This window comes from Pseudomonas sp. GW822-FHT02G04 (assembly GCF_058802085.1).
Map to the genome: position 1 here is coordinate 37,920 of NZ_JBXANU010000019.1, position 22,815 is coordinate 60,734.

Sequence of the window (22,815 nt, forward strand, 5' to 3'; positions counted from 1 at the left end):
TGGGAGAGCACATCCCAAGCTCCATGGATCTAACCGACTACAAAAGATGCCTCTACGACCAAGGATGACAGGCAATGCCTTCTATGCGCCCCTCCCAATACGCCATGCAGCAGCGCACCGACGGTGGCCCTTTTCTACGTTTCGATCTTGAAGACGCGAGAGGTCTAACCGAAGAAGAACTTGAAACCCTTGAGTCAGACGAAGAGTACGAATCGTTAAGTGACGAGATCTATGGGACGTCTCGTGTCTACTACAGCGATGTCGCTCTGTCAGATGATGCGCCTGGTTGGCATCTAATTCTGGAGGTGGCTCCGGAGTATCTGACGCTTTACCCCATCAACGCCCGGTCAGAACATCCTGAGTACGCTAAGCCCAGATACGACACCGTCACGTCGATCATCATAACTAGGCCCGTCTACCAGCCTTATGCACATCCGACCGACCAGTACGAAGTCGATGAACTTCTCAGTGGGGTGCCCGCAGGACTATCGAAGGACTGGCGCTACGGCCTAGGGTTTCACTACGAATACCGATACCTTGTTCACGCGCTGAGCAATTTGGAGGGAGTGGACACGCTTATCCTGCACGGCGGAGCCGGTAGCGACGATGCGAAGATTAAGGGCAACGAGTTCTATCTAGGAATTGATCGACTTGAGCAGTTGAAGAAGAGCTTGGATCGACTCACCCAACGTCATCAACGAGAGACAGCAGCGGACAAGAAACTCGTCTGTTACACAAGCTTGCTTCACCAGGCAGCGCCAGAGCTCTATCCACCCCAAGCACGAAAGCTCTCCCCAGACTTGCTTGCAAGCTTGGTGTCACTGGGCTCGGTGACGCCTAGTCTTTCTCCGAAAGATCAGCAGCAGGCGGTCAAGCTTGCGCAACAGAACGTCCCGGCCCTCGCAAAATCCGCACCTCGCACTCTCTACAACCTAAAGGCAGAGATTGAGCTGGTCACTCTCGGCGAGCTCATCGAGGTGTATAAGACAATGATGGCAAGCAAGGTCGGGGAGCCGAAATGGCAGGCCTTCCTGAGCGAACATCCATTTGTACTGGACATGGCTTTTGGTTATCCCGTGAAGAAAATCGCTGACCAGCCCTATGTGGGCGGAAAAGGCTTCGGCGGACGCGGCGGCCAATATTCCGACTTTCTGATGGCGGCTAGAGCTACAGGTAATCTTGCCCTCATTGAGATCAAACATCCTCAGCATGACCTGCTCGGGAGGCAGTACCGGCAAACCTATACCCCGTCCTTCGAGCTCAGCGGTTCAGTCGGCCAGATCATCAGTCAGCGTGGCAATGTTCAGCGCGAGATCTTTGGCTTGGCGCGTGGCTTCAAAGAACGTGTTCACGCCCATGCAGTTGCGGCCATTGTCATTATTGGCCGTACGCCGGAGGATGAGGATAAGCAGGAAGCTTTCGAGCAATATAGAAATGGACTGAAGGATGTACTGGTGGTCACGTTCGATGAGCTGCTGGTGCGTCTTGAGAGCATTCGTCAGGCGCTGACTCCACGACCACCAGCGAAGCCTGAGCCGATCAGTGATGAAGACCTGCCATTCTGAGGGGCGCATACCGTCGCTCAGCATAAGGTGCCCGAATGGGCGCATTAAGCCTAAAATTATGGTTAATGTCCCATACGGGGATCATTACGCCTGCCAGATACTCGCGAGGTATCCCTTGCGCACCGCTCAACGGCTGCCCAGAATTCTACGAGTCGCCGGGCTGATGGCGGCCCCAGCACAGCGTCCTTTTTGCAGGATGTAGTAGGAGGCTAAGTTTGTAGCCGCTTCGTATTCGGCCACCTCGCCAGTAATCCCAAGCGGTTTGCCGGTCAGCCGATAGAATCTCAGTGCGAGCACCTTGGCCTCACTCAACATCTCCAGAACTTCTTTTTGGATCATTTCAGCGTCCGGCAACGCGTTGGTACGGCTGCATAGCTCACTCATCCGCAAACGCTTCTAGGGCAGCGAGCAGCTTGGCCAGTTCAGTAAGGTTGGCTGCCGTTACGATGTCATATTCTCCTCGACTACTCAGCCGATAAACCTCGCGGGCCTTTTTAACGCGCTCGAGAAGAGGGACGACGATGCCCGATGCTCGCTGTAGGAAGTCGTTAATGTCCGCACGCGTTTGGGGAATTTTGTAACCCTTGACCGCGCTAGAGATGATTACCCCTGCATCGCGAAGCTTGGCAATGCCGCTGGAGCGAATTCTCTGACCGTCAACCACTCCGAACCCACTGTCTTTTAGATGGGCGATGATTTCGGTAGTCAGCACGTAGTCCTTGGTGACGAATTCGCTTTGAAATCTCAAGAATCGCAAGATGCCTAGCTGCAGGCGCTCATCCTCATCAGAGTGCTTACCAACCCGCTCGCTAAAACTGTCAGCCTGGCGAAGAGCTTCCTGGTATATTTGGTAGTCTGCATAGCCAGACTCATTCGTCGGCGGCGGCAGAAGAGACTGGTACTTGGATGGCCACTCCAGCATGCCGAGAGTTTGGCTGCGAAGGATCTTCTTGTAGGCGAGAACTGCTTCTTCCGATGCTTTCTCTTCGTAGATCTGAGCCACCGAGCCGGCGAAAAAATCTGCAACCTGAACCAAAACGTTGTCCTTACTGGACTTCGTCTGAAAGGCATCCTCATCGCCAAACAGGTCGTCAACGAACCGTTCTACAACGTAGCTTTTGAGGCTCTCCTGAAATTCCTGTCCACCATGCTCGTCTACGATCATCCGGAGATCAGGGTGTGCTCTAAATAGACGTTCATAGAGCAAGCCGTTCACGTATTTAACGAACGAGGTCTTGATACGAAGGCCGCCATCTTTGTGAATTCGGGACTTATCAACGACGGTGAAATAGAGCTTGAATGGGAGCTCGGCCAGCTCGCTCAAGATCCGAGCACGGCGATCTGAATCCTTAGGCTTCAGGTTGCTGGATTTGATCTCACCTTTTTGAAAATGAAGTTTCCGGATTGCTTCAGCTTGGGCATAGGCAGCATCCAGATCTTTCTCTGCCACCAGAATGGAGCACACGATGAAGAAGCCCGAGCTTCCACTCTTTGACGTATCAAGGTCGGAATTCCCAGATTCATCCACGAAGGCATACGTTCTATCCATGGGCATGCTCCATCAGCATCTGAATGAGCGCGATAAATCGCCCAGTGACAAGGGGGTGATTTTAGTTCGTAGCAGTGGTTGTGCCGGGCGCTGGGCCTTCACTGAATGTGTAGTTGATGACCACATCATTGCGGATCAGGACGTCGAGCGTTTTCTGAGTACCAGTAGTCGTTACGTTCATAGTGACGATATAGCTTTGGGCGTGGGCTGAGCCGTTGGTGTATGTGTAGATCCACTTCTCGTCAGTCTCGGTGACGGCGCTTTTGGCGTAGGGCTCACCGAACAGAGACCTCAACTCAATAGTCGTGGTTTTACCTTTGGTGATGCTCGCTACATTGGCCGAAGGAAAGTCTCGACCTGCGGTGAAGTGCGAAGTTGCGCAACCGCCCAGTGCGACACACATCCCCATAACTGCGATGAGCTTTTTCATATCCGTCCTTGATCGTAGAAAGCACCAAATCTAGCTGGCATCGAGGCCAAAAGCCATCAGCATGTTGATCACCTGCGCTCGTGCACGCCGGCAGGAGATACCACGCCTGACTAACCGTAGCTCGAACCCAAGGTTGCCTAGGGAAAACTCAGGACTTCCAACTCAAAATTGCGGGACTAAATCAGCTTTCAGGCAATGGAAGTCTTTGCCTCCACCGTGGACGAATGAGCGAACACCAGCCCATTGGCTACTCTGTTCAGAAATTACGGCTTTGACAGCAATGCATAGGAATAAAAATGCGCTTTAAGGATGATCTTCTCTATTCGGTGGTGCTAGTTGCTCTCGTCCTCGTTTACGCATCCACAGCCGGCAACACGCTTTATTTAGGCTATTGGTATCTAGTGGGAGTGTCAGCGTTAGCGTTGCTTCCAGGCTTGATTTTACGTGCGCAGGCAATGTTTTTAACCGGAACCACAGCCGCCGTGTCCCTCTCTCTTCTGATCTACATGTCAGTCGTATCGAGCTTAGGGCGTGATGGAGGCCTCATGGGGCTAGGGCATTTGTTTTCCCTTCCGGGCATGTTCCTGGGCTCGAGTATTTCGGCTTGGTTGTTGAGATTTCGTTTGAATGCGAGCCTTGCGTGGGTCATTGCAGGCGTTGCGTTTATCGGCGCTGGCCTCGGTTTCATGCTTGCCCAAGTTATCGTTTGCAACACCGTTCTGTACTGCGACGCACTGTCGTATGGGTTTTACAGATAGTGGGCGTAATCCCCCAAGGTTTTCACGGAAAAATCAGTTCGACTGGAGCGTGAGAGGAGGTATAGGCGCTTCGCGAAGGAGCAATTCTTTCGGTTAGCAGCCGACTGGTTGTTGTTCTTGGGGAAGCTGCAATGGGTGCTTACGCCCAATTCCTGACCTTCGCGAGAGGCTGTAATCCGCCAGAAGCCGCCGGTCGTGCCAGGTGGCTTCTGACCAGCTTACGCCACTCAGCGCTGGGATTAATTGGCAAAAGCCAGGACGTAGACTCGCCTAGGAATCAGTGGCGATATCGACTTTTCTTCGTTCCGGTGCGAAAGTAGCGTCTTCAATCTAAACGGGTTAGGAAAATGCCGTTAGTTGCTCTAAATGTATTTGTTGAGGCGGAATATTTCGCAAAGGAAAACGCTTATATTTTGATTGAGCTCGACAAACAAGTACCTTCACTCAGAACAGAGTACGTCAGTGGAAACTAAAGTAGGCAGGCATTGGCTAGATTCCCGATAGGTAATTCACACAAAATAAAGGAGTGTCGAGTGGACGTAATTTACCAGGCAGGACGGAATTGGAAGCAAAGTCCACAGGCGATTTCCGGAAACCCAAATTCTATAATTCTCTCAAATAACAACTGGGATGACTTCGGTTTTCAGACTACATTTAATGCGGCGATTTTTAAGAGTGGCAGTATATTATACGAGTTCGCGTTAAAAATTTATTTTCCAGGCGTAAAGTATAGTGCCGAGTATTTGGATGGATTAGTTAAAAGCGGGTGGAACGGCTTTTTTCCTCTTTTAGATTTAAGTTATGCATCGTTACCAAGTGATATAGCCTTTTATGAGATTCTGATAAGCGCGGCGGGGATCGAAGAGGCGAAAAGTGTATTAACTGTCCTCCGTGATGCAGGGTATACCGAGAGATATGGTAGCCATGAAGATAAATTAAAAATAAATGAAATTGTTTCGACTGATGCATGGAGCTCATCATTGATAAGGGAGGCGGGAGCTAAAAAAGCATTTTACGATGGTTGGAGAGTCTTTGAAAATTCCTCCCCACCAAAAATCAATGATTTTAGGCTCAACTTGCCACGCAGGAATGGTTCAATTCAACCCATAGATTTTGTATTTAATTCTAGTCTGCTGCCATATGATGTCAACGTGTTGATTGGCCCAAACGGAGTGGGTAAGTCATATTGCTTAAAGACATTAGTGGAATATTGGTTGGGTGTGGGCTCTGGAGAACCAAGCATACTGAATGGCCATGAGCCGTTTAGCAGTCATCCAAATATATCTAAGTTGATTTTAGTTTCATATAGCCCTTTTGAAGAGTTTACTTTGGATCTTGAAGGCACGCAACTTCAAGAAAAGGATGCCTATCGTTATTTCGGGTTTAGATATCAGGTTGAGGAAGACGGGCAAACCAGAATAGGCATCAATAGAAACCTACCATCAAAAGACTCTGTTGCGTCTTTAATGAAGGCTCTCGAGGATGATGAAGCATTCGGCTTTTTAGAGCTTTGGATTGGTAAGGTAGAGGTAATCAAAGAGATTCTTTCCTCTGCGATACCATTCGATACGTTAGCCCTGGAGATCGATGGCGCTTTTGTTCCTGGGCCGTTCGAGAGCTTTGAAATATACGCAGAGGGTAATCGTAGATACGTAGTGCCTAACGATTACTCGCAAATCAAACGCGTAGATGCGCATGTGATTAGAAATGAAGGTGTGATTTTTCTTAAAGATGGAATGCGTGTATTTTTAAGCTCTGGACAAAGATTGTTTTGCTATATAGTCATAAATGTCGTGGGGGAGATTAAGCGGGATTCTTTAGTTATTATTGATGAACCTGAGCTTTTTCTTCATCCGAAATTAGAAGTCGAGTTTATTGGGCTTCTAAAAAAAGTTAATAAGGCTTTCAATTCTTGTGCGATATTGGCTACTCACTCTTTGTCCATTGCGCGTGAAACCCCAGCAAAATGTGTCCACGTCTTTCGAGATTTAGAAGATGGATTAGATGTGGTACACCCTCCATTTGAAACTTTTGGGGGGGATATGCAGCGGATATCAACCTATGTATTCGGCGACGATTCTTTTTCAAAGCCATTCGAGAGTTGGTTGAAGAACAAAATGGATGGGCTTCAAAACCCTAGAGAGCTGATAGCTTCTCTAGGAGCTGAGGTTAATGAAGAGCTCGTCGTTAAGATTTTGAATTATGAGAACGTTCATGGTCGCCAAGATTCCATTTCCTGAATATGATTCATTACAAGTAATTTCCAGGCTCGCAGACGAGCGTGTGAGATATAGAGGATTCTATGAGAGGATTAGACCTACATGGATAACTAGCGCGCAGGCTTATGTAGCAAGCGGGGGGTGCCCGACGACAATTACGCCTATTAACTTAAGAGACTATACAGATAGCGAAGAAGAAGCGACAGCACGAAAGGACTCCCTGATAAATCTTTACAGTCCAACGGAAGCGCAATTTCAATATGAGATACTTTCATCGTTAAGGCGTGATCATCAACTGATTTTTTGTCCGTCATGTGGAGGACACACCGTCCCTGGCACCCTTGATCATTACCTTCCGAAGACGGTTTTTCCTGAATTTTCTGTTTTAATCGCCAACCTAACGCCGATGTGTAATGCATGCCAAGAAGCAAAGGGCGCAGATTATCTTACTGAAGGGAATCAAAAAAAATTCATACATGGATACTATGATGAAATAGACTTTCCGATCTACAAAGTTAAAATTGAAGGCGACTATAGAAAGCCAGAGTTTGAGTTTGAATTTGAGGATGGCATTCCTCCTGAGCTTGAAAGTTTAGTCAAGGAGCACGTACTAGGTGTTAACGTTAGATCTCGCTTTTTAAGTTATTGTGAGACGAAGCACGTGCATCTATTAAAAACGGCACGCTCTCTTCGGGTCGGCGGCAAAGAGGATCAGCTAGAATTTACCATTTCTATGTTCTTAGTCGCGGCGGAATGTAACTCCTTAAATTGTTGGGAGGCGATTTTCTACAGAGCAGTATTACGCTCAACTGATTTGCTCGCCTATCTTCGATATGGTGAGTTGCCCTCTAGTTTTTGATGTCGAGTAATTGAATCGCACCAAGACATGTAGAGCGACCAAGTTTGACGGATCAACCTCTAATCGAGGGGCTGCTTCTCGCCGATGGCTGCCCTCGGTGACGGGCAGAAATCGGCCAATTGCTATGTGTCGCCACACCGCTATGGGTCGTAAGCAGGAGGTCACGGCGTCCCGCTTACGTAGAGTGCCGTCGGCTTACGCCGGCCTGCTACCTCGCCTTGACTGTCCACAACTGGTCTACCTTCGTCGTGTAACTCTGGCTCATCAATTCTCGGCGCATCGCCCAACCAGGCGCCGCTGGCACGCTGGCTACCCGCAGAACACCCTTCCCCCAGCGGCCATTGATCTCATCCAAAACACTCATCACCTTGTCAGCAATCTCTGGCTGCGAATGCGCAAACAGGTCATCGGTAAATTCACCAGGCTGTCGCAGATCCATCAGCAGAACTTCCGCCTTGCTGTACTTGAAGCCCGGTCGGAACAGACGATTGACGGCTTCGGTCGCAGCCTTAGTCATAAGCCGCACATCGTTTGTTGGGCAAGGTACTCAACGGTCGAGCGAGATGGTGAGGTGGCGTTGACCCATAAGTCGACGACCGTTTGATATAGACGTACGGGGCCAAGGAATTCCAGAGCGGCTTTCCATAGAAGTCCCTCCTCACACATATTTAGTCGCGCACTGGTCATTTCAAATCACGGCTGGTCGGGTGGCTGTTTTTTCGAATATCTGCGAACAGTCGCTTCAGACAGCCCCAGTCTTGCAGCGATTTCTACAACACGCAGTCCCTCCTTCTTCAATCGAATGGCCTCAAGCGCATTAGCCGCCGCCTCAGATCGGGCTGGTCGACCAGGAGGTAGCTTCCCAGCCCGAACAAGTGACTCAATTTCTAGATCGATCCCAGCCTTCTTGATTCTGTTCAGCTGTTTCGAGAGACGTTTAAGACCGTCGTTGAATGACTCGTGAGCTTGCAGCGAGCTTGCCATCAGAATCAGCGCAGCCGGTTCGAGATCTAGGATCCCGGCGAGCCGTACCAGGACGTCAAGCGTGATGCTTAATTCCCCCCGCTCGATCCGACTGAGGTGAGAGCGCCCGATGCTATTGACGTCCTCTTGAGACAGGCCTTGTCCTCTGCGAATCCCACGAACCACGACAGCCAGCGCTTCTGCCGCATCCATCGGTATTTTCCCCAAGCAAATTTGAGGATAAGGCCACACACCAATCAGTCATAACACGCCTTAAAAGGTTCATTATGATTGCCTATAGGCTTTCGTAACGGTTTAATGGTCTCACCCAGGATGCCAAGACATCGTTGGCGTGGGTCAGCCCGGCCACCGTCAACGGCGGCCAGAAGGGTCATATTGTCAATTTGATGAAAAATACTGAAAGGAAACCCTATGGCAAGCGTCGAAGAACCCGACGTTGTAGGTGGGCCACGTACTCCCCGTGTTGGTCTGTCTAGCAGTTCAGAAGCTCGAGCTCTCGTATCCGAAAACTTTCCTGGCAAGCCGTACTGCCTTGTCGAAGAGTGGACAGTTTTTCACATCGACGTCACGCCCGATGAGCTCGCCAAAGTTCATGCAGTCGGCCAGCTCCCAATGATCGTATTTGCTCACAATGTGATCGAGGACAGTCAGGGACGTTTTCGGCAAGGCGACTGGGTTCGTTCAAGCATGTGCACCAGCTTCAATGACGGCGTCGTGTTCGAAACCAGAAATACGGTTTACGCCTTGCTTGGCCCAGGTCATGAACAACCTGCGAGCCTGAAGACCATTTTTTCCTTCTTCTAACCTGCGCTCTGTAACGGAGCCCCTTGAGACCCAAGAACATACGATGTTTAGAACACACGACGACGACATGCTCGGCCTGCCGGGCATGTTTGGGGAAGGTCAATGCCAATGGCATCAGGTATCCAGAGTGCTTCGCACTCACTGGTATCACGTCACAGTCCAGGCCAAGCACCAAGGCCGAATCACCGAGGCGGCTCTGATGGTCGACAGCGAGCCTCGGCTCCAACAGATGCTAATAGCGCAGGACGCAGAGACCATCATCACAGACGTGCAAGTAGTCACCCCCGGTTACATGAATGGCACAGAAGGCTGGCGTATGGAGACACTGACCAAAGTGACGCTTGGTGAAGACGAGAACGAGTGCTTCGTCTGCCTACTGGAAGTAGCGACAGGCTCCACGTACCACAGCTCTCACCAAACTGGATTCAGAAGTGACTTTCTGACCAATTTAAACCCGATTTTCCATGCGGACATGATTCGCAACGCCTGAAATTTATGAAGACGTCTGCACGGCATCAGCGAGGATGATTCCGTGTCGGACTCCTGGTCGCGCCATACAGGCCGCCAAAGGAGCGCAATTATGCTGAACACTGTAGATGCAAGCTTTCACGGAAAACGTCATACAGACTTCGATCTCACACGAATCATAAAGGCCCAGGCGCAACGCTTTGAGGAACCGGTCACCGCCTATCTCTGTGGAGCATTCATCAGGGCTCGCGCTGGCATAGGCGTAGTTTTTGGTCACAACCGAAAAGACCAGTACGGTCGGTTCGGCGATGGCCATCTGATCCGGACTTCAGACGTGATTAAAGCGGAACGCGAGGGACGATTTTGGGTGCTGACCACAGTGAACTCTCGGTACGTTCTCGCTACGTTCCAGCGCGACAATGGACGTGCGAGCCTGCGTGAGTTTCTGCGGCTTTCACAGGGGATGCACCATTTCACCCCGCGAGTGTTGCAGTAATGGTCGTGTTCATCTTTGCCATGAAGCCCCATGAACAATCATAAGGTGGCGTTATGATCGTGAAGGCCGGAGAAGTCATCTGCATAGCCTCAGGCATTTTCGAAGGGTACGCCCGCGCAGGGCCATTTGTCGCAACGCAGGACTTCGACCTAGATTCATTCGTTGCAGAGACAATGAAGCCGCTCACCGAGAAATGGGAGGTGTCGAGCTTATTTGGGGATATCCCCAGGATGCTTTTCGAAAGCGGATTCATCACCGAGCTGCCCTGTCGGAAGATCTATTTGGGGGCTATGGGCGAGGTCGACATCCGGGAAGAGAAGGAAGACTTCTGAAGTCTGGGTGGATTCGGGGGTGCTCACCCCCGGTGGCATCGCGGCGGGCACTAAAGCAGTGAGAGCCTGCCGAGCCCAGGGCCACTGAATTTAAGTGGCCCAGGTGCTGTCGATGCTTCAGCCAATCATTACGCCGTCAAGTTAAGTAAATCAAAAACCACCTTCGCAAATTTACTGGCTTTAGCTGGATCAGATAACAGTTGCATCATCTGATTCTGGTGAGCATCGCCACTGTCCATAATTGCGTCATCTACCGCGTTGGCAAAGTTACCCAGCAGCGCTTGCTCAGCGGTATTGTTGGCCAGTTGCTGCATAACCAATTGGTTTTCACTGACCTTGTCACGGATGGTATAGGCGTAATTCACCATGTCTTTCTCAGTCAGCTGATCCGTCACAAATAGCTCGTTGAGCCGTTCTAATATCTGCGAAAGCAGCTCTTCCTTGATATCCTTTGCCGTTCCTGAGCCAAGCCCCTCACCTGGCACCAGTTTATAGTCGGGCGAGTCTTCTATTAGCTTCAGGTCTTGCTGGCGTATTTTCGAAACGCGGTAATGGCTGAGCACGATACTGTTGAGGTCAATGTCATCCTCATCCACAAGGGTTTCGCGCAGCATTGGGCTTAGATTCCGCGCATATAGACTGAGCTTTTCCAGCTGTTTGTCATCGTAATCGACGATCTGCGACATGAACTCATAGAAGCGCACGAAGGTGCCCAGATCCTTTTTGAAGATGTCGAGGGCGTCCTTGGCTTGCTTGCATTCCTTCAGGTCGTTTTCCGCGTTGGCGATCAACACCGCATCTTGGGTTTTTTTTATCCGCTCGAATATTTCTTTCGAGTGCGCGTAGGCTTCAACCGCCTGCTTGTAGCTTTTCGTCCAGCGCTCGACCGCAGGTTTGCAGATGTTGGCAATCGCGGCATTGCTTTTGTTTTTTACGAAAAAGGCCGCGCAGAACTGCTCAACCTCAGTCGATTTATAAATACCAGCGGCGTTGAGCTTCTCAAACAAATCGAAGATCAGGTCTGGATTGGAAACATCCGCCAGCTCTGCCGTCTGAAAATACGGCTGGAACGAGTCGAGGATTTCCTGCGGCTCGTTGAAGAAATCCAGGATGAAGGTGCCGACTTCCGCCTTGCCCGGATAAGTACGATTCAAGCGCGACAAGGTCTGTACGCACTCCACGCCGCCAAGCTTTTTGTCCACGTACATGGCGCAGAGCTTGGGCTGGTCAAAGCCGGTCTGAAATTTGTTGGCAACAATCATCACCTGATAATCATCGCTATCAAAGGCTTTACGCATGTCGCGGCCCTTGAGGTTAGGGTTCATGTTGCTCTCGGTATATTTTGTGCCGAGTAGCGCGACAGCGTTCGGGTCTTTCTCGGTAAATTCCACCTCACCCGAGAACGCCACCATGGCATGGATTTTTTGATAGCCCTTGTCGACGAGGTATTTGTCAAAACACAGCTTGTAGCGCACAGCTTCTTTGCGCGAGCTGGTGACTACCATGGCCTTGGCTTGGCCACCCAGCAGGCCCATGACGTTGCTGCGGAAGTGCTCAACGATCACCTGCACCTTTTGGGCGATGTTGTACTCGTGCAGGCGCACCCACTGGTTGAGCTTGACCTTGGCTTTTTTGCTCTCAACTTCCTGATCGGCCTTATCGATTTTTTGCGCCAGGTTGTAGGCCACTTTGTAGTTGGTGTAGTTCTTCAGCACATCCAGAATAAAGCCCTCTTCAATGGCCTGACGCATGCTGTACACATGGTAGGCCTCGGGCTTATTGGTTTTAGAGGGTTGTTCAGCGGGCTTGGGCAAACGGCCAAACAGTTCCAGCGTCTTGGTTTTCGGCGTGGCGGTGAAGGCAAAATAACTTAGGTTTTTTGACGCCCGGCGTGACGCCACGGCGGCATCGAGAATGTCGTCAGAGCTGAGTTCGTCCTCACCATCAGCCTTAGCCTCAATCATCAATACCTCTTTCAACTGCCGCGCTGTAGAGCCGGTTTGCGAGGAGTGGGCTTCGTCGGCAATGATTGCGTAGCAGCGTTCTTTCAAGCTGACGCTGTTCTCGATGGCGCGCAGCACGTAGGGAAAAGTTTGAATGGTGACGATAATAATCGGCTGTGAGTTTTCCAGCGCGGCTGCCAGCTTCTCTGATTTCGAGCCGTCGCCTTCCTGATTATTGATACGGCCAACCGCACCATCGACGTGTTCAAACTGGTTGATGGTGTCTTGCAGCTGATCATCCAGCACGGTGCGATCCGTCACCACAATCACTGAGTTGAACTGCTTGCAGCCCTCCGCGCCATAAAGCGCCGACAGCTGATGCGCTATCCAGGCAATCGAGTTGGACTTACCGGAACCGGCGCTGTGTTGGATCAGGTACTTTTGGCCGGGGCCTTCGGTGCGGGCCGCCGTGACCAGTTTATTCACCACATCCCACTGGTGATAACGCGGGAAAATCAGGCTTTCTTTTTTGTATTTACGGCCTTCCCAATCTTCTCTCTCTTCAATTTGCAGATGCACAAAGCGCCCGAGAATCGACAGCAGATTGCTGGGTAGCAACACCTCGTTCCACAGGTAATCGGTGGCGTACTTGTTAATGTCTGCCGGTACATCGTTACCGGCACCGCCGACCGTGGTGCCCTTGTTGAATGGCAGGAAGAAGGTCTCCGCGCCTTCCAGCCGCGTGGCCATATAGACCTCGTACTGGCTCACGGCAAAATGCACCAGCGCGCCACGCTTGAAGGTCAGCAGCGGTTCCGGCTTTTTGGTGACAGGGTCTGTGGCAAAGCGCGTGGTTTTGTATTGCTTAATGGCGCTGTGCACAGCCTGCTTGAATTCGGATTTCAGCTCTAGCGTGGCGACCGGCAAGCCATTTACAAACAGCACCAAGTCAATTCGCCAGGCTTTGGCCTTGCTGCCGGACTGTTCGAGATGTTCTTTGCTTGCCCAGGGCGAATAAGCCACCTCAGGCACGACACGGCAGCGGTTCTTAGCATAGCGAGCCAAGGTATCGGGGTTTAGATCGTGTTCAGGTTTGAACTGGCACAGACTGAACCGGGTGCCACGGTGACGCAATTCATGGCGCAACACGCCCAGCGTGCCGAAGGTGCGCATGTCTTTGCTGGCGGCATTGGGGTCGGTTTTATTCAGTTGGCTAGCGACCCGCTCAAGAAAAATTTGCTCGGGGTGGCTTGGGTAGAGCACGCAGAATTTTTGCCACTGCTCAGGCTGGGTGTCTTGAACAAAACCGAGCAGATCTTCCGGGTACAAGGCCAGTTCACGGTTGTAGTTTTCCGCTTTACCCTGCAGCCAACCGTTACTAACCAGATGTTTGAGCATATCGTTCTGGAATGTCAACTCGTTGGCCTTACCGCCACCCAATGCACTCATGCGGCTACTTCCTTGTTGGGTTGACTGACTTTCGGCGCTACCCAGTCTCGCACATCGATCTTGCCAGTAACGGCGGCGGAGATTAGGGCGGTGCGACGCTCTTGCATTAAATCAATAGCCTTCTTAGCTTTGTCGATCAAGCGATTAAAGAAAGTAAGGTATTGCTCAAGCTTCCTCACAATCATCCATTGATCTTCTTCGGGCGGCACAACGAGACAAAGGTTAGAGAACACATCGTTTGATAATTGTTGCTGGGCAGTGCCATAGGCACCAACAGCTAATTGCTCTGTCCAATACAGGCTTTGTGAAACAAGTCGAAGGTAATTAGCCAGCAATCCATTTTTAGTTCGGATAATCATCATTTGCGCATTGATAAATGCCGTATGATATCCGTGCTCCGAAGTGTCAAATTTGGCCAGCTCTCCAATCCGACCAATGCTACCCCTAACCTTTACAATCAAGTCGCCATCCAAAGCTTTGCCGCGACTTAGCGCGTTAAACTTCTCGTGAGAGATAAATTTAACTTCTGTCAAGTCCAGGCGCTCTTCAATTATATTTTTTGAAGATAAAAACACTACTCCTTCATTTGTAAAATCTTTTTCATTGGGGTATTCACTCCCCCTATCCCCATCAACAAAATTTGCATATCGCCTTAAAGTACAAGAAATCCAATGTTCAGGTACTTTCCCCAGCCACTCAACACCCGAGTCGCGCATCTTGGCATTGGGGTTCAATCCTTTGGTAACGGCATGGCTAACTACGGCCTGACGTTTTTCTTTTAGTAGCTGGATGAGCTGTTGTTGTTTTTCGATCAGTGTGTCGATTTTGGCAGTTTCGTGATCGAGAAAGTTAGAGATTTTTTCCGACCCGCTGTCAGGAATAGGGACAGGCATCAATCCAATAAAATCCCAGCTCGCCCTCGGCATTTTTGACCCATATGTCGACGCATCAACTTGATTGATAAACTCGTCAGTCAGGGTGTAGTAGTGCAAAAATCTAGGAGAAACATTTTTGCTTCGTAAAACAAGAAACTCAGAGGAGCAAATGCCTGAAAATTCAGCCAGCCAAGATTTGGCAAGGTATGGTCTAAGCTTTCCAAAAAGAACATCTCCTTTTAAAAAAGATGTAGACAGCCCTTCGGGGGTGACATCTTCTTTAACGAGATACCTGCCATTTCCAGACTCTATGTTTTCCATGCCAACATATCTCTGCACAGATCTCGCTTCAATTTTATTGCAATACAGGTCGGCACTATATTTAAGCCGAACACACTTCCAGTTCAGAGGGATATCCCCCAGCCACTCAAATCCTGAACTCTTATACTCCGGATACGGCTTATATAGCCTCGCCATTACGAATGCACCTCTTGCAGCAACTGCATGATCTCAGCTGATACTGCATCCAGATCCGCATCAATTTCTAGCAAATCCCTCGGTGGTTGATATTGGTAGAAATGCCGGTTAAACGGGATTTCATAACCGACGATGCCGACTTGTTGATCTTTAGTATCTTTCTTGCCGGCATCTATCCAGGCATCGGGCACATGCGGCTGCACTTCTTTAAGGAAGTAAGCTTCGTTAATGGCGTTAACGGTTTGGCTTGGATCCAGCGCTACGTTTTCGTTGTCACGGAGATCGCTATCGGTTTGATATTCCAGCACCTCACCGTTGACGGCAAACAAACCGTACAGGGGATTGGCTTTGGTTTTGTGAACCTTTCTGATGACCGCTGCCGCTTCTGGATTTTTCCAGCTCACGGCATCGATGATCTGTTTTTTGTCTTTGGCGTCTAGGGCAATATCCTGTTGCTTGCAGGTCGCTTTGACGGCCTCGTCAAAAGTGTTGAAGTCGTCATGCTGGGCGGTGCCAATGCTGGCCTGAAGACTTTGAGCCTTGAGTAACAGCCGCTTCTGATCCATCCAGGTTGTTCTGTTGAGCAGATCCTTGATGTGTTTCTCTTTTAGATCGGGGAAGTGCAGCTTGCAGTAACGTCGAATAGCGTCTTCATGGGTGCTTAGGTCGCCGTAATGCTTGCAGTTGTCGCCGTCGCTCCAGCTTTCGCCCTCTACTGCGCTGAACTCTTGGTAGACCCAACGCATGGCGTTGTTGAGGGCGCCGGGGGCAAAGCGACAGGTAGCCACTCGCTCGTCACTGAACTGGTAAGACAGTCGCAGCGGTCGCTCAATGCTTATGCGGCGATAGCCGAACTCATGGCTGTTGAAGATCTTGCTGGCGAAGGTCTTGGCAGCCTCAACTTTCGGGTTGGTAGCCTGGCGGCCTCGACTGCTTTTTTGTGCGGCTTGTTTGTCCAGTTCGTAAGCATCGACTGCGGCAAAGCTGCCGAAGGCGCGGATCACCGTGGCGATATCGCCCTCGTCCATTTCATTGCGCTTGGAGCCGAGGGATTTACGCATTTTTCCGCAAAGGTTCACGCCATTGATCAGCTGTACCTTGCCCTTACGCTCCTGGGCTTTTTTGTTCGACAGCACCCAGACATAGGTCGAAATACCGGTGTTGTAGAACATGTCGGTAGGCAGCGCGACGATAGCTTCGAGCAAGTCGGCTTCGAGAATGTAGCGGCGGATCTCCGATTCCCCAGAGCCGGCACCACCGGTAAACAAAGGCGAGCCATTGAGAATGATGCCAATCCGCCCACCACCTTGTGAACCGTCGCGGAGCTTGCTGAGCAGGTGCATTAGGAACAACAAGGAGCCATCGCTGACTCGTGGCAAACCTGCACCAAATCGGCCACTGAATCCTTTTTGCGTGTGCTCGTCATTGATCTCTTGCTCGATCCTTTTCCAATCCACGCCAAAGGGTGGGTTAGAGAGCATGTAATCAAATTCAGTGGCGTAAAGCTGGTCGTTCGAGAGGGTGTTACCTAGTTTGATGTTGCTGACGTCTTGCCCTTTGATCAGCATGTCCGCTTTGCAGATGGCGTAACTCTCGGGGTTTAGCTCCTGACCATAAGCTCGCATCAGGGCCTGCGGGTTCAGCTCATGCACGTATTCCATGCCGGATGAGAGAAAGCCGCCCGTACCTGCCGTAGGGTCGTAGATGGTGCGGATGATGCCGGGCTTGGTCAGCGCATCATCGTCTTCCATAAACACCAGGGAGGTGGTGAGGCGCACTATGTCGCGAGGGGTAAAGTGCTCCCCGGCGGTTTCATTCGACCCTTCGGCAAAGCGGCGGATCAGCTCTTCAAACACCAGCCCCATGTCGTGGTTGGAAACAGCTGCGGGGCTTAAATCAGTCTGCCGAACCCGCTGCACGACCTTGTAAAGCAGATTGGCGTCGTTGAGCTGGCCGAGGAATTCGGTGAATTTGAAGTGCTCAAAAATCTCCCGAGCATCCTTGGAAAAGCCTTGCAGATAGGACTCCAGGTTGGCCTTGATGCCAGCCTCACCAAGCTTGGATAGATCCATTTTTGAGGTATTGAAAAATGACAGCCCGCCGCTGGCGCGCAGGAGCAGTTTTTCCTGCGCTTCTTCAGAAATGTTGAGTTGCTGGACGCGCGCATGCTCCGCCAGCACCGCCGTCTTGCTTGCTTCCAGCACGCATTCAAGACGCCGCAACAGGGTGAACGGCAGAATGATCCGGCCATATTGGCTTTGCTTAAAATCGCCACGGAGTAAATCAGCCAAAGACCAGATGTAGGCGGCCAGGTTATTGGAGGCTTGCGACATTTTTTGAAATTCCCTGTAGTGCTTGGCGGTTGCTGAAACGGTGCGCAGCACGATTATGAATAGAACTGGGCGATATTATGCTGTAACGGCAGCACGCGGTTATGCCTGAAATTGGATATTCAACTCCATTGATTTGCGCAAGCGGATGTTCCCCCCAGTGGTGGGGTGAAGTCTAGATCGTAGAGCTTGCTCGGCAGCGGCACCGTTTCATCGGCGAGCCGTTGTCCTGCAAAATTTCTGATCAGGTTTACGGCTCATCGCGACTGCCAGGCGTTTACCATCTTTAAGAGTTAGGAGCCGCAGTCCAGCATTCACTACGACTATGCTTTTGAGGTCAGCCGGGGGAGTTAGCTAATCCTTTCCACAGGCTGGCCGTTTCTGATGGAGGTCGCTATGCCTCGTACAGCCCAGAAAAAATCTAACATTCGGCGAGGCCGGCCCCGGCTCGAAACGCAACGTACCCTCTATCAAATCAAGCTGTCCGGGTGGGATTTTACGTGGTCGTTCAGCCTAGCGCTGCCCAATAAGCTGAGGGCTAACGAAGGTCATTATGATGAACATATGATCTTGACGCTGAAGGGCGAAGTGCTCTACCCGGAGAGTTTCAAATACCCAGAGGTCGAATGCCAACTCTACGCAGATCCTCGATTGTCACAAGACCTAGAGCCCCCAAAAGGAATAGGGTCTATGACAGCAAACGGGAAACGTTTGGTTGCTTATATAGCAGTACCTCGCGAGCGGATTGATACCTTGGTAGGTGCAGCCGACCGACTTCTATCCCTAGAGTTGAACGCCACCCCTTTGCATTACCGCCGTGCGCTGGTTATGTCGATGCATTTGGGTACAGAGCCAGAGCCCGATTGGTAATCCTATTGCGAGCTTACCTGGATGTCGGGCAGCGCCTCCTGTGAATCTTATCCACAGGAGCTATCCGGCTCATTCCATGGCGTTCTTTTATTCTGACCACCAGCTTTTTTTCTGTGCGCATCATTCCATAATGGCTTATCTCTACGCTTGACCAAGAGACGATGGGAGAACCTGTGAGCAACCGCTTGCGCCTTCATGACAACTGATTGCACTTAGGGATATCAAGATCCCATTTCAATGGAGGGGAGAGGATGGTGGATTTGCGGGAAGATGAGCAACTGAAAGGGGCGTGTGCCAGGTTAGGAAGCACCATAGGCTTGGCGGGCAACCAGAGATGGATTGCGGAGTTGCTCAAGTGGATGGAGAAGGTCAGGGACGTATCCCGCTCTGAGTTTTTGAGCGAGCAGTTCCAGGTGGCGCTTTGGAACTCAGAAGCCGTCAGTGCTACAGGTATGGGTAGCGTAGACATCTCCAATGTCGCCAAGAGTCAGGTAATCCCCCAGCATCTCTGGGATTTGAAGGTTAGCTACAGTGCCACTGACGACCCACTCGAGCGAGAGGCCCTGATATCGGACGCATGGAAGACCCTTCAGCCAGAGGTGGCCAGCCTGGCGAAGCGCACACCGAAGCTAAAAATGTATCGGCTATTCGCTTTGCTATGCCCGGGCGCGTTCACGACTATCGCCCATTATCGAAAACTTCGCGAATTAGCCACCGTTATGGGCATTCGTAGCCGTGGAGAAGCGGGACACCGCCTGCATATGCTTGTGCTGAACCGCCTAGACGCGGTTATCGGCAAGGTCGATACGACTGTGTCTAAAGAAGGTGCCACTCGCCTTACCGTTCCGTGGCTGCTGTATGTAAATCATGTCCAGACGCCCGAGGCAGAGGCCACGGAGATTTCCGATCCTGTAACCGGCCAAGAGATGTTGAACCCCCTGCCGCCTGAGCGCAGGCGCCGTGGGATGTTGGCGATTAAAGGCGGTGCCTCCACAATTCAGGCAATGATCGAATTTGCTGCGGAGGGATGTACCCGTGAGGATTTCCTGCAGCATCTTCAATCTGTAAGCCCCCTTGCCAAAAAGTCTACGTTGGCGACGCAACTGAACGCGCTTATGGCCGAATGGGGAGCATTGAAGGCTGTCGGCAATGAGCTGCATTTGACACCACGTGGAGAGGCGCTTCTAGAATCTGGGGATCTTGACGAGGTTCTCGATTGGATGGTCACCAAAATCCTTGGTTTCGATAACCTTCTTTATGCACTTATCGATGCCCCAATGGCTAACCGCGATGCGATCCTGCTGCTTCGAAAGGTCAATCCAGGGTGGACAAAAGATTTTGCGCCGTCGAGTCTTATTTGGTGGCTCAGGTCGCTCCAGCTAGTAGATCTCACTGACAAAGTTCTTAGCCTCACGGAGAGAGGCTTGCATTGGGCCAAGCAGATCCATTGGGTGCCGAAGGGGCTGCCGGTAGCTGACCAGGCCGACCAGCAGGATATTGAGATAACGCCGGTAACAGCGACGTCGGTCTCTGTAGAGAGGCCGTCACTCAAAGACATCGTCGGTGGGTTTGATCCTGAGTTTCAGTTCCCAGCGGAGCTGATCGCTCAATTAGATGCCGGACTATGGAGCCACAAGAGGCGCCATTTTGCAGTTCTGACGGGCCTTAGTGGAGCGGGGAAAACTCAATTAGCCCGGGGCTATGCCCTTAGCACCTGGCAGAGTGAAGACGTTCCAGCTGAAGGACTCCTGATAGTTCCTGTCCAGCCGGGCTGGCATGATTACTCGAGCCTCTTGGGATATGTGAACCCACTCGAGACAGACTCATATGTTCGTACAGGTGTTCTGGATTTCCTGCTCCAAGCGAGTGCCGATCCCTCCAAGCCCTATACGCTCGTGCTGGATGAGATGAATCTCTCCCATCCTGAGCAATACCTCGCTCCTTTGCTTTCAGCGATGGAGACTGGAGAGGCAATTGAGTTGCACGGCCAAGCTGAAGGTCTTAACGGCGTTCCGGGCTCAGTCCCTTATCCGGATAATCTCGTGATTATTGGTACTGTGAATATGGATGAGACCACCCATGGTCTTAGCGATAAAGTCTTGGATCGTGCCACCGTAATCGAGTTTTGGGACATTGACCTAAAAGCGTTCCCAGGATGGAAAACTACCGCCCTTGCGCACGACCAAATCGAAACCATCCAAACCCTTATGACCCGACTGATGGAGATCTTGCGTCCGCTCCGCATGCATTTCGGTTGGCGAACCCTCCACGATATCTTGGGTTACATCCACCAGACTCAACTTGGCGAGGTTATCGAATTTCAGCGAGCGCTGGATCATGCGGTTTATTCAAAAATCCTGCCCAAGCTCAGAGGGGAAGACAGTCCACGGGTGCAGCGGATGTTCACTCTGCTTAAGGCTACCTTTAAGGACGCAGATCTCAAATCGTCTTTTACAAAAGTGGAAGAAATGAGCGAGGAATTGGGGCACACAGGATCCACGCGGTTCTGGCGGTAACCATGGCAATCATTAGCTGCGCCTGCAGTGATGGTACTCGCTTCGAGGTTTCGCTCGAGGCGCTCAACACTGGGTTTTCAGAGCGTTCGACTTACCACTTCATAGCCCGAAAGGATTGGGCCATGTATGTGGATGACGTTCTCCTGGAGAAGGTCAGTTGGGAAGGCGAAGCCGCTTGGCAGTGGCAGCCTGGTTTTTACGCCGGTGAGGTGATGGCCGAGCTTTTCGATGAGCATCAGGAGCGTATAGGGATTTATCGCCTCGACGTTTCTCCTGATTCGAAAAAGCTTGGCGGCGAAACCTTTTCTGCAATGGTGAATGACATCCTAGATTTCGATCCAGCCCTTCTGTTCGGGACGGAGGATGCTCAATCCGCTATTGGAGCCGATGGGGGTATGACCAGCCATCACCTTCAGTATTCACGGCTAAGGAGATATGGCGAACGTCTTGTGGCGGGACTGAAGCAAGTCACACTGAAGCCGCTGACAAAGCTTCGTAGAGAGCGAGCATTCGTCAGTGCGCATCAGGTCAAACGGTTGGACAGGGCTGGCATCCACAAAGCATTCAACAGCCCCGGAGGGAGAGCTTTACTGCATCCAGAGATAGCCGATAAACCACCACTGAACACGGTGCGGTTCGATATTCCCACTGCTTACGAAGACCAAGACAATGCTGCCAATCAGGCAATAGGGCTGATTCTGTCCGAAGTCATTCGGCGGTGTAAGAAAGTCAGCATAGCGTTGAGTGTGATCGCGGCAAAAGTTGAGTTAAGCGATACCCGATCCCCACTGGCTCCCAGGTTAGAAAGGCGCCTTGCGTATTTGGTGTCTCTGCAAGCTAGGCTAGAGCGCATCAACAATCAGATGCCTTTTCGTAGTCTGTCCAACCGTAGGCTCTCTGCGTCCGGCCTGAATGCAATCTCCTCCCACCCTGTCTATGCACAGGCGTACCGTTTCGGTTGGTTCATTCTCCGGCCTGGGGTACTTGGACAACTCTCGGACGAGTCGCTCTGGATCAGCCCTACATGGGAAGTATACGAGCGATGGTGCTATACAGCGGTGGTACTGCAGCTTCGGCGGTTGTGCCCTCAGCTTAATTGGAAGCGCCACCCCTCGACCAAAATCGACCGGATACTTTGGCGAGGCATCGGTGACGGCTTCGCGCTCGACGTTTGGCTGCAAGTGCCGTGTCCCGCTGTCGATAAAAAGCCCTACAAAGGTTTTCGGAGCCTCTCTCGCCGGCGTGTCCCTGATATCGTCATCACGTTGGATTCGCCGGGTGGGCGGCGATTCATTGTGCTCGACGCTAAGTATCGGAGTAGTCGACTCGGGGTATTGGATGCGATGGAGTCAGCGCATCTTTACCACGATTGTCTGCGCTGGAATGGCCTCAAGGCTGAAGCCGTCTTGCTGATGATCCCTCGGGGCGGAAGCGTGCCGATATTGGAGAGTCCGGATTTTCAGGCTTCAAACGGGATAGGGAGTGTTGTGATGGGAGGCCAAAAGGATGCGGAAAAACTTGGAGCACTGTTGGTGGCCCTGCTTTTCCGCGACGCGAATGCTTAGGCACGACCTCTCTTAATGTCCCTTAAAAGGGACACTAACCTAGCTTTTGCCACTTAATGACCCAGTTTGGGGTCATTAACGGATGTCTGTTTTGCGCTCAAAAATTAGTGAAACAATCGACTGCACTTGGGGTGATTGCCGCGAGCGCTTCTTCAAAAAGCCAACCGCATCTTTGACTCAGGTGCGGGTCGCTTTCGGCATACAACGTGGGGGTATAGTCGAATCTGCATTCCGTGAGCGCTTGGAGGAAATGACCGGGAGATGGGAGTACTTGTGTGATTCACAGCAGTAGTCGAGCAAGGTGCAATGCTGTCCTGCCATCGCCC

At 51.3% G+C, this 22,815-nt stretch carries 17 protein-coding genes and 1 pseudogene; 10 read left to right on the forward strand and 8 right to left on the reverse strand.

All coding sequences use genetic code 11. The features are described from left to right. The first annotated feature begins 74 nt into the window (after positions 1 to 74). The gene (locus AC1RO5_RS21445) at positions 75 to 1,565 is read left to right on the forward strand and encodes a Shedu immune nuclease family protein (RefSeq protein WP_493177497.1); all 1,491 of its coding nucleotides are present in this window, start codon (positions 75 to 77) and stop codon (positions 1,563 to 1,565) included. Positions 1,566 to 1,691: 126 nt separating this feature from the next. Here AC1RO5_RS21445 and AC1RO5_RS21450 read toward each other — a convergent pair whose 3' ends face one another. The 3 genes from AC1RO5_RS21450 to AC1RO5_RS21460 all read right to left on the reverse strand — a co-directional run bounded on the left by AC1RO5_RS21450 (position 1,692) and on the right by AC1RO5_RS21460 (position 3,544). Further along, positions 1,692 to 1,904 (reverse strand): hypothetical protein, encoded by a 213-nt coding sequence (locus tag AC1RO5_RS21450; protein WP_493177499.1) that lies wholly within the window; start codon positions 1,902 to 1,904, stop codon positions 1,692 to 1,694. 37 nt (positions 1,905 to 1,941) lie between these two features. Beyond that, positions 1,942 to 3,114: a DUF3800 domain-containing protein gene (locus tag AC1RO5_RS21455; protein ID WP_493177501.1), complete on the reverse strand. Its 1,173-nt coding sequence runs from the start codon at positions 3,112 to 3,114 to the stop codon at positions 1,942 to 1,944. Between the two features lie 61 nt (positions 3,115 to 3,175). Continuing rightward, entirely contained in the window at positions 3,176 to 3,544 is a 369-nt protein-coding gene (locus AC1RO5_RS21460) for a hypothetical protein (RefSeq protein ID WP_493177502.1), read from the reverse strand. A 296-nt stretch (positions 3,545 to 3,840) separates the two neighbouring features. On the opposite strand from AC1RO5_RS21460, the gene AC1RO5_RS21465 reads away from it, so the two are divergent. The 3 genes from AC1RO5_RS21465 to AC1RO5_RS21475 all read left to right on the forward strand — a co-directional run bounded on the left by AC1RO5_RS21465 (position 3,841) and on the right by AC1RO5_RS21475 (position 7,380). Continuing rightward, on the forward strand, positions 3,841 to 4,302 hold the full coding sequence (locus tag AC1RO5_RS21465) for a hypothetical protein (protein ID WP_493177504.1): 462 nt from the start codon (positions 3,841 to 3,843) through the stop codon (positions 4,300 to 4,302). A gap of 533 nt (positions 4,303 to 4,835) precedes the next feature. Then, complete coding sequence (locus AC1RO5_RS21470) at positions 4,836 to 6,542, forward strand: ATP-binding protein (protein WP_493177505.1); 1,707 nt, start codon at positions 4,836 to 4,838, stop codon at positions 6,540 to 6,542. Continuing rightward, complete coding sequence (locus tag AC1RO5_RS21475) at positions 6,517 to 7,380, forward strand: hypothetical protein (protein WP_493177506.1); 864 nt, start codon at positions 6,517 to 6,519, stop codon at positions 7,378 to 7,380. The genes AC1RO5_RS21470 and AC1RO5_RS21475 overlap by 26 nt, the downstream gene beginning before the upstream one ends. Before the next feature lie 208 nt (positions 7,381 to 7,588). On the opposite strand, the pseudogene AC1RO5_RS21480 reads toward AC1RO5_RS21475, so the two are convergent. Then, positions 7,589 to 7,927 (reverse strand): annotated as a pseudogene (locus AC1RO5_RS21480) (DUF4113 domain-containing protein); the annotation flags it as partial. 146 nt (positions 7,928 to 8,073) lie between these two features. Beyond that, complete coding sequence (locus AC1RO5_RS21485; protein WP_493177508.1) at positions 8,074 to 8,556, reverse strand: helix-turn-helix domain-containing protein; 483 nt, start codon at positions 8,554 to 8,556, stop codon at positions 8,074 to 8,076. Between the two features lie 219 nt (positions 8,557 to 8,775). On the opposite strand from AC1RO5_RS21485, the gene AC1RO5_RS21490 reads away from it, so the two are divergent. The 4 genes from AC1RO5_RS21490 to AC1RO5_RS21505 all read left to right on the forward strand — a co-directional run bounded on the left by AC1RO5_RS21490 (position 8,776) and on the right by AC1RO5_RS21505 (position 10,464). Continuing rightward, positions 8,776 to 9,168: a DUF6957 family protein gene (locus AC1RO5_RS21490; protein ID WP_493177509.1), complete on the forward strand. Its 393-nt coding sequence runs from the start codon at positions 8,776 to 8,778 to the stop codon at positions 9,166 to 9,168. A gap of 43 nt (positions 9,169 to 9,211) precedes the next feature. Beyond that, complete coding sequence (locus AC1RO5_RS21495; RefSeq protein ID WP_493177511.1) at positions 9,212 to 9,658, forward strand: hypothetical protein; 447 nt, start codon at positions 9,212 to 9,214, stop codon at positions 9,656 to 9,658. Between the two features lie 90 nt (positions 9,659 to 9,748). Beyond that, positions 9,749 to 10,132 (forward strand): hypothetical protein, encoded by a 384-nt coding sequence (locus AC1RO5_RS21500; RefSeq protein ID WP_493177512.1) that lies wholly within the window; start codon positions 9,749 to 9,751, stop codon positions 10,130 to 10,132. Between the two features lie 53 nt (positions 10,133 to 10,185). Continuing rightward, entirely contained in the window at positions 10,186 to 10,464 is a 279-nt protein-coding gene (locus tag AC1RO5_RS21505) for a hypothetical protein (protein WP_493177513.1), read from the forward strand. A gap of 128 nt (positions 10,465 to 10,592) precedes the next feature. On the opposite strand, the gene AC1RO5_RS21510 is transcribed toward AC1RO5_RS21505, so the two are convergent. From AC1RO5_RS21510 to AC1RO5_RS21520, 3 genes are all read right to left on the reverse strand, one after another. After that, a complete protein-coding gene (locus tag AC1RO5_RS21510) occupies positions 10,593 to 13,856 on the reverse strand; it encodes a type I restriction endonuclease subunit R (RefSeq protein ID WP_493177515.1) in 3,264 nt (1,087 codons plus the stop codon). Beyond that, the gene (locus tag AC1RO5_RS21515) at positions 13,853 to 15,052 is read right to left on the reverse strand and encodes a restriction endonuclease subunit S (protein WP_493177517.1); all 1,200 of its coding nucleotides are present in this window, start codon (positions 15,050 to 15,052) and stop codon (positions 13,853 to 13,855) included. The genes AC1RO5_RS21510 and AC1RO5_RS21515 overlap by 4 nt, the downstream gene beginning before the upstream one ends. Before the next feature lie 155 nt (positions 15,053 to 15,207). Beyond that, complete coding sequence (locus tag AC1RO5_RS21520; RefSeq protein WP_493177519.1) at positions 15,208 to 17,541, reverse strand: type I restriction-modification system subunit M; 2,334 nt, start codon at positions 17,539 to 17,541, stop codon at positions 15,208 to 15,210. A 1,118-nt stretch (positions 17,542 to 18,659) separates the two neighbouring features. Here AC1RO5_RS21520 and AC1RO5_RS21525 point away from each other — a divergent pair. Together AC1RO5_RS21525 and AC1RO5_RS21530 are read left to right on the forward strand one after the other, a co-directional pair. Further along, complete coding sequence (locus AC1RO5_RS21525; protein ID WP_493177520.1) at positions 18,660 to 20,924, forward strand: McrB family protein; 2,265 nt, start codon at positions 18,660 to 18,662, stop codon at positions 20,922 to 20,924. 2 nt (positions 20,925 to 20,926) lie between these two features. Beyond that, positions 20,927 to 22,489 (forward strand): hypothetical protein, encoded by a 1,563-nt coding sequence (locus AC1RO5_RS21530; protein WP_493177521.1) that lies wholly within the window; start codon positions 20,927 to 20,929, stop codon positions 22,487 to 22,489. Positions 22,490 to 22,815 lie beyond the last annotated feature (326 nt).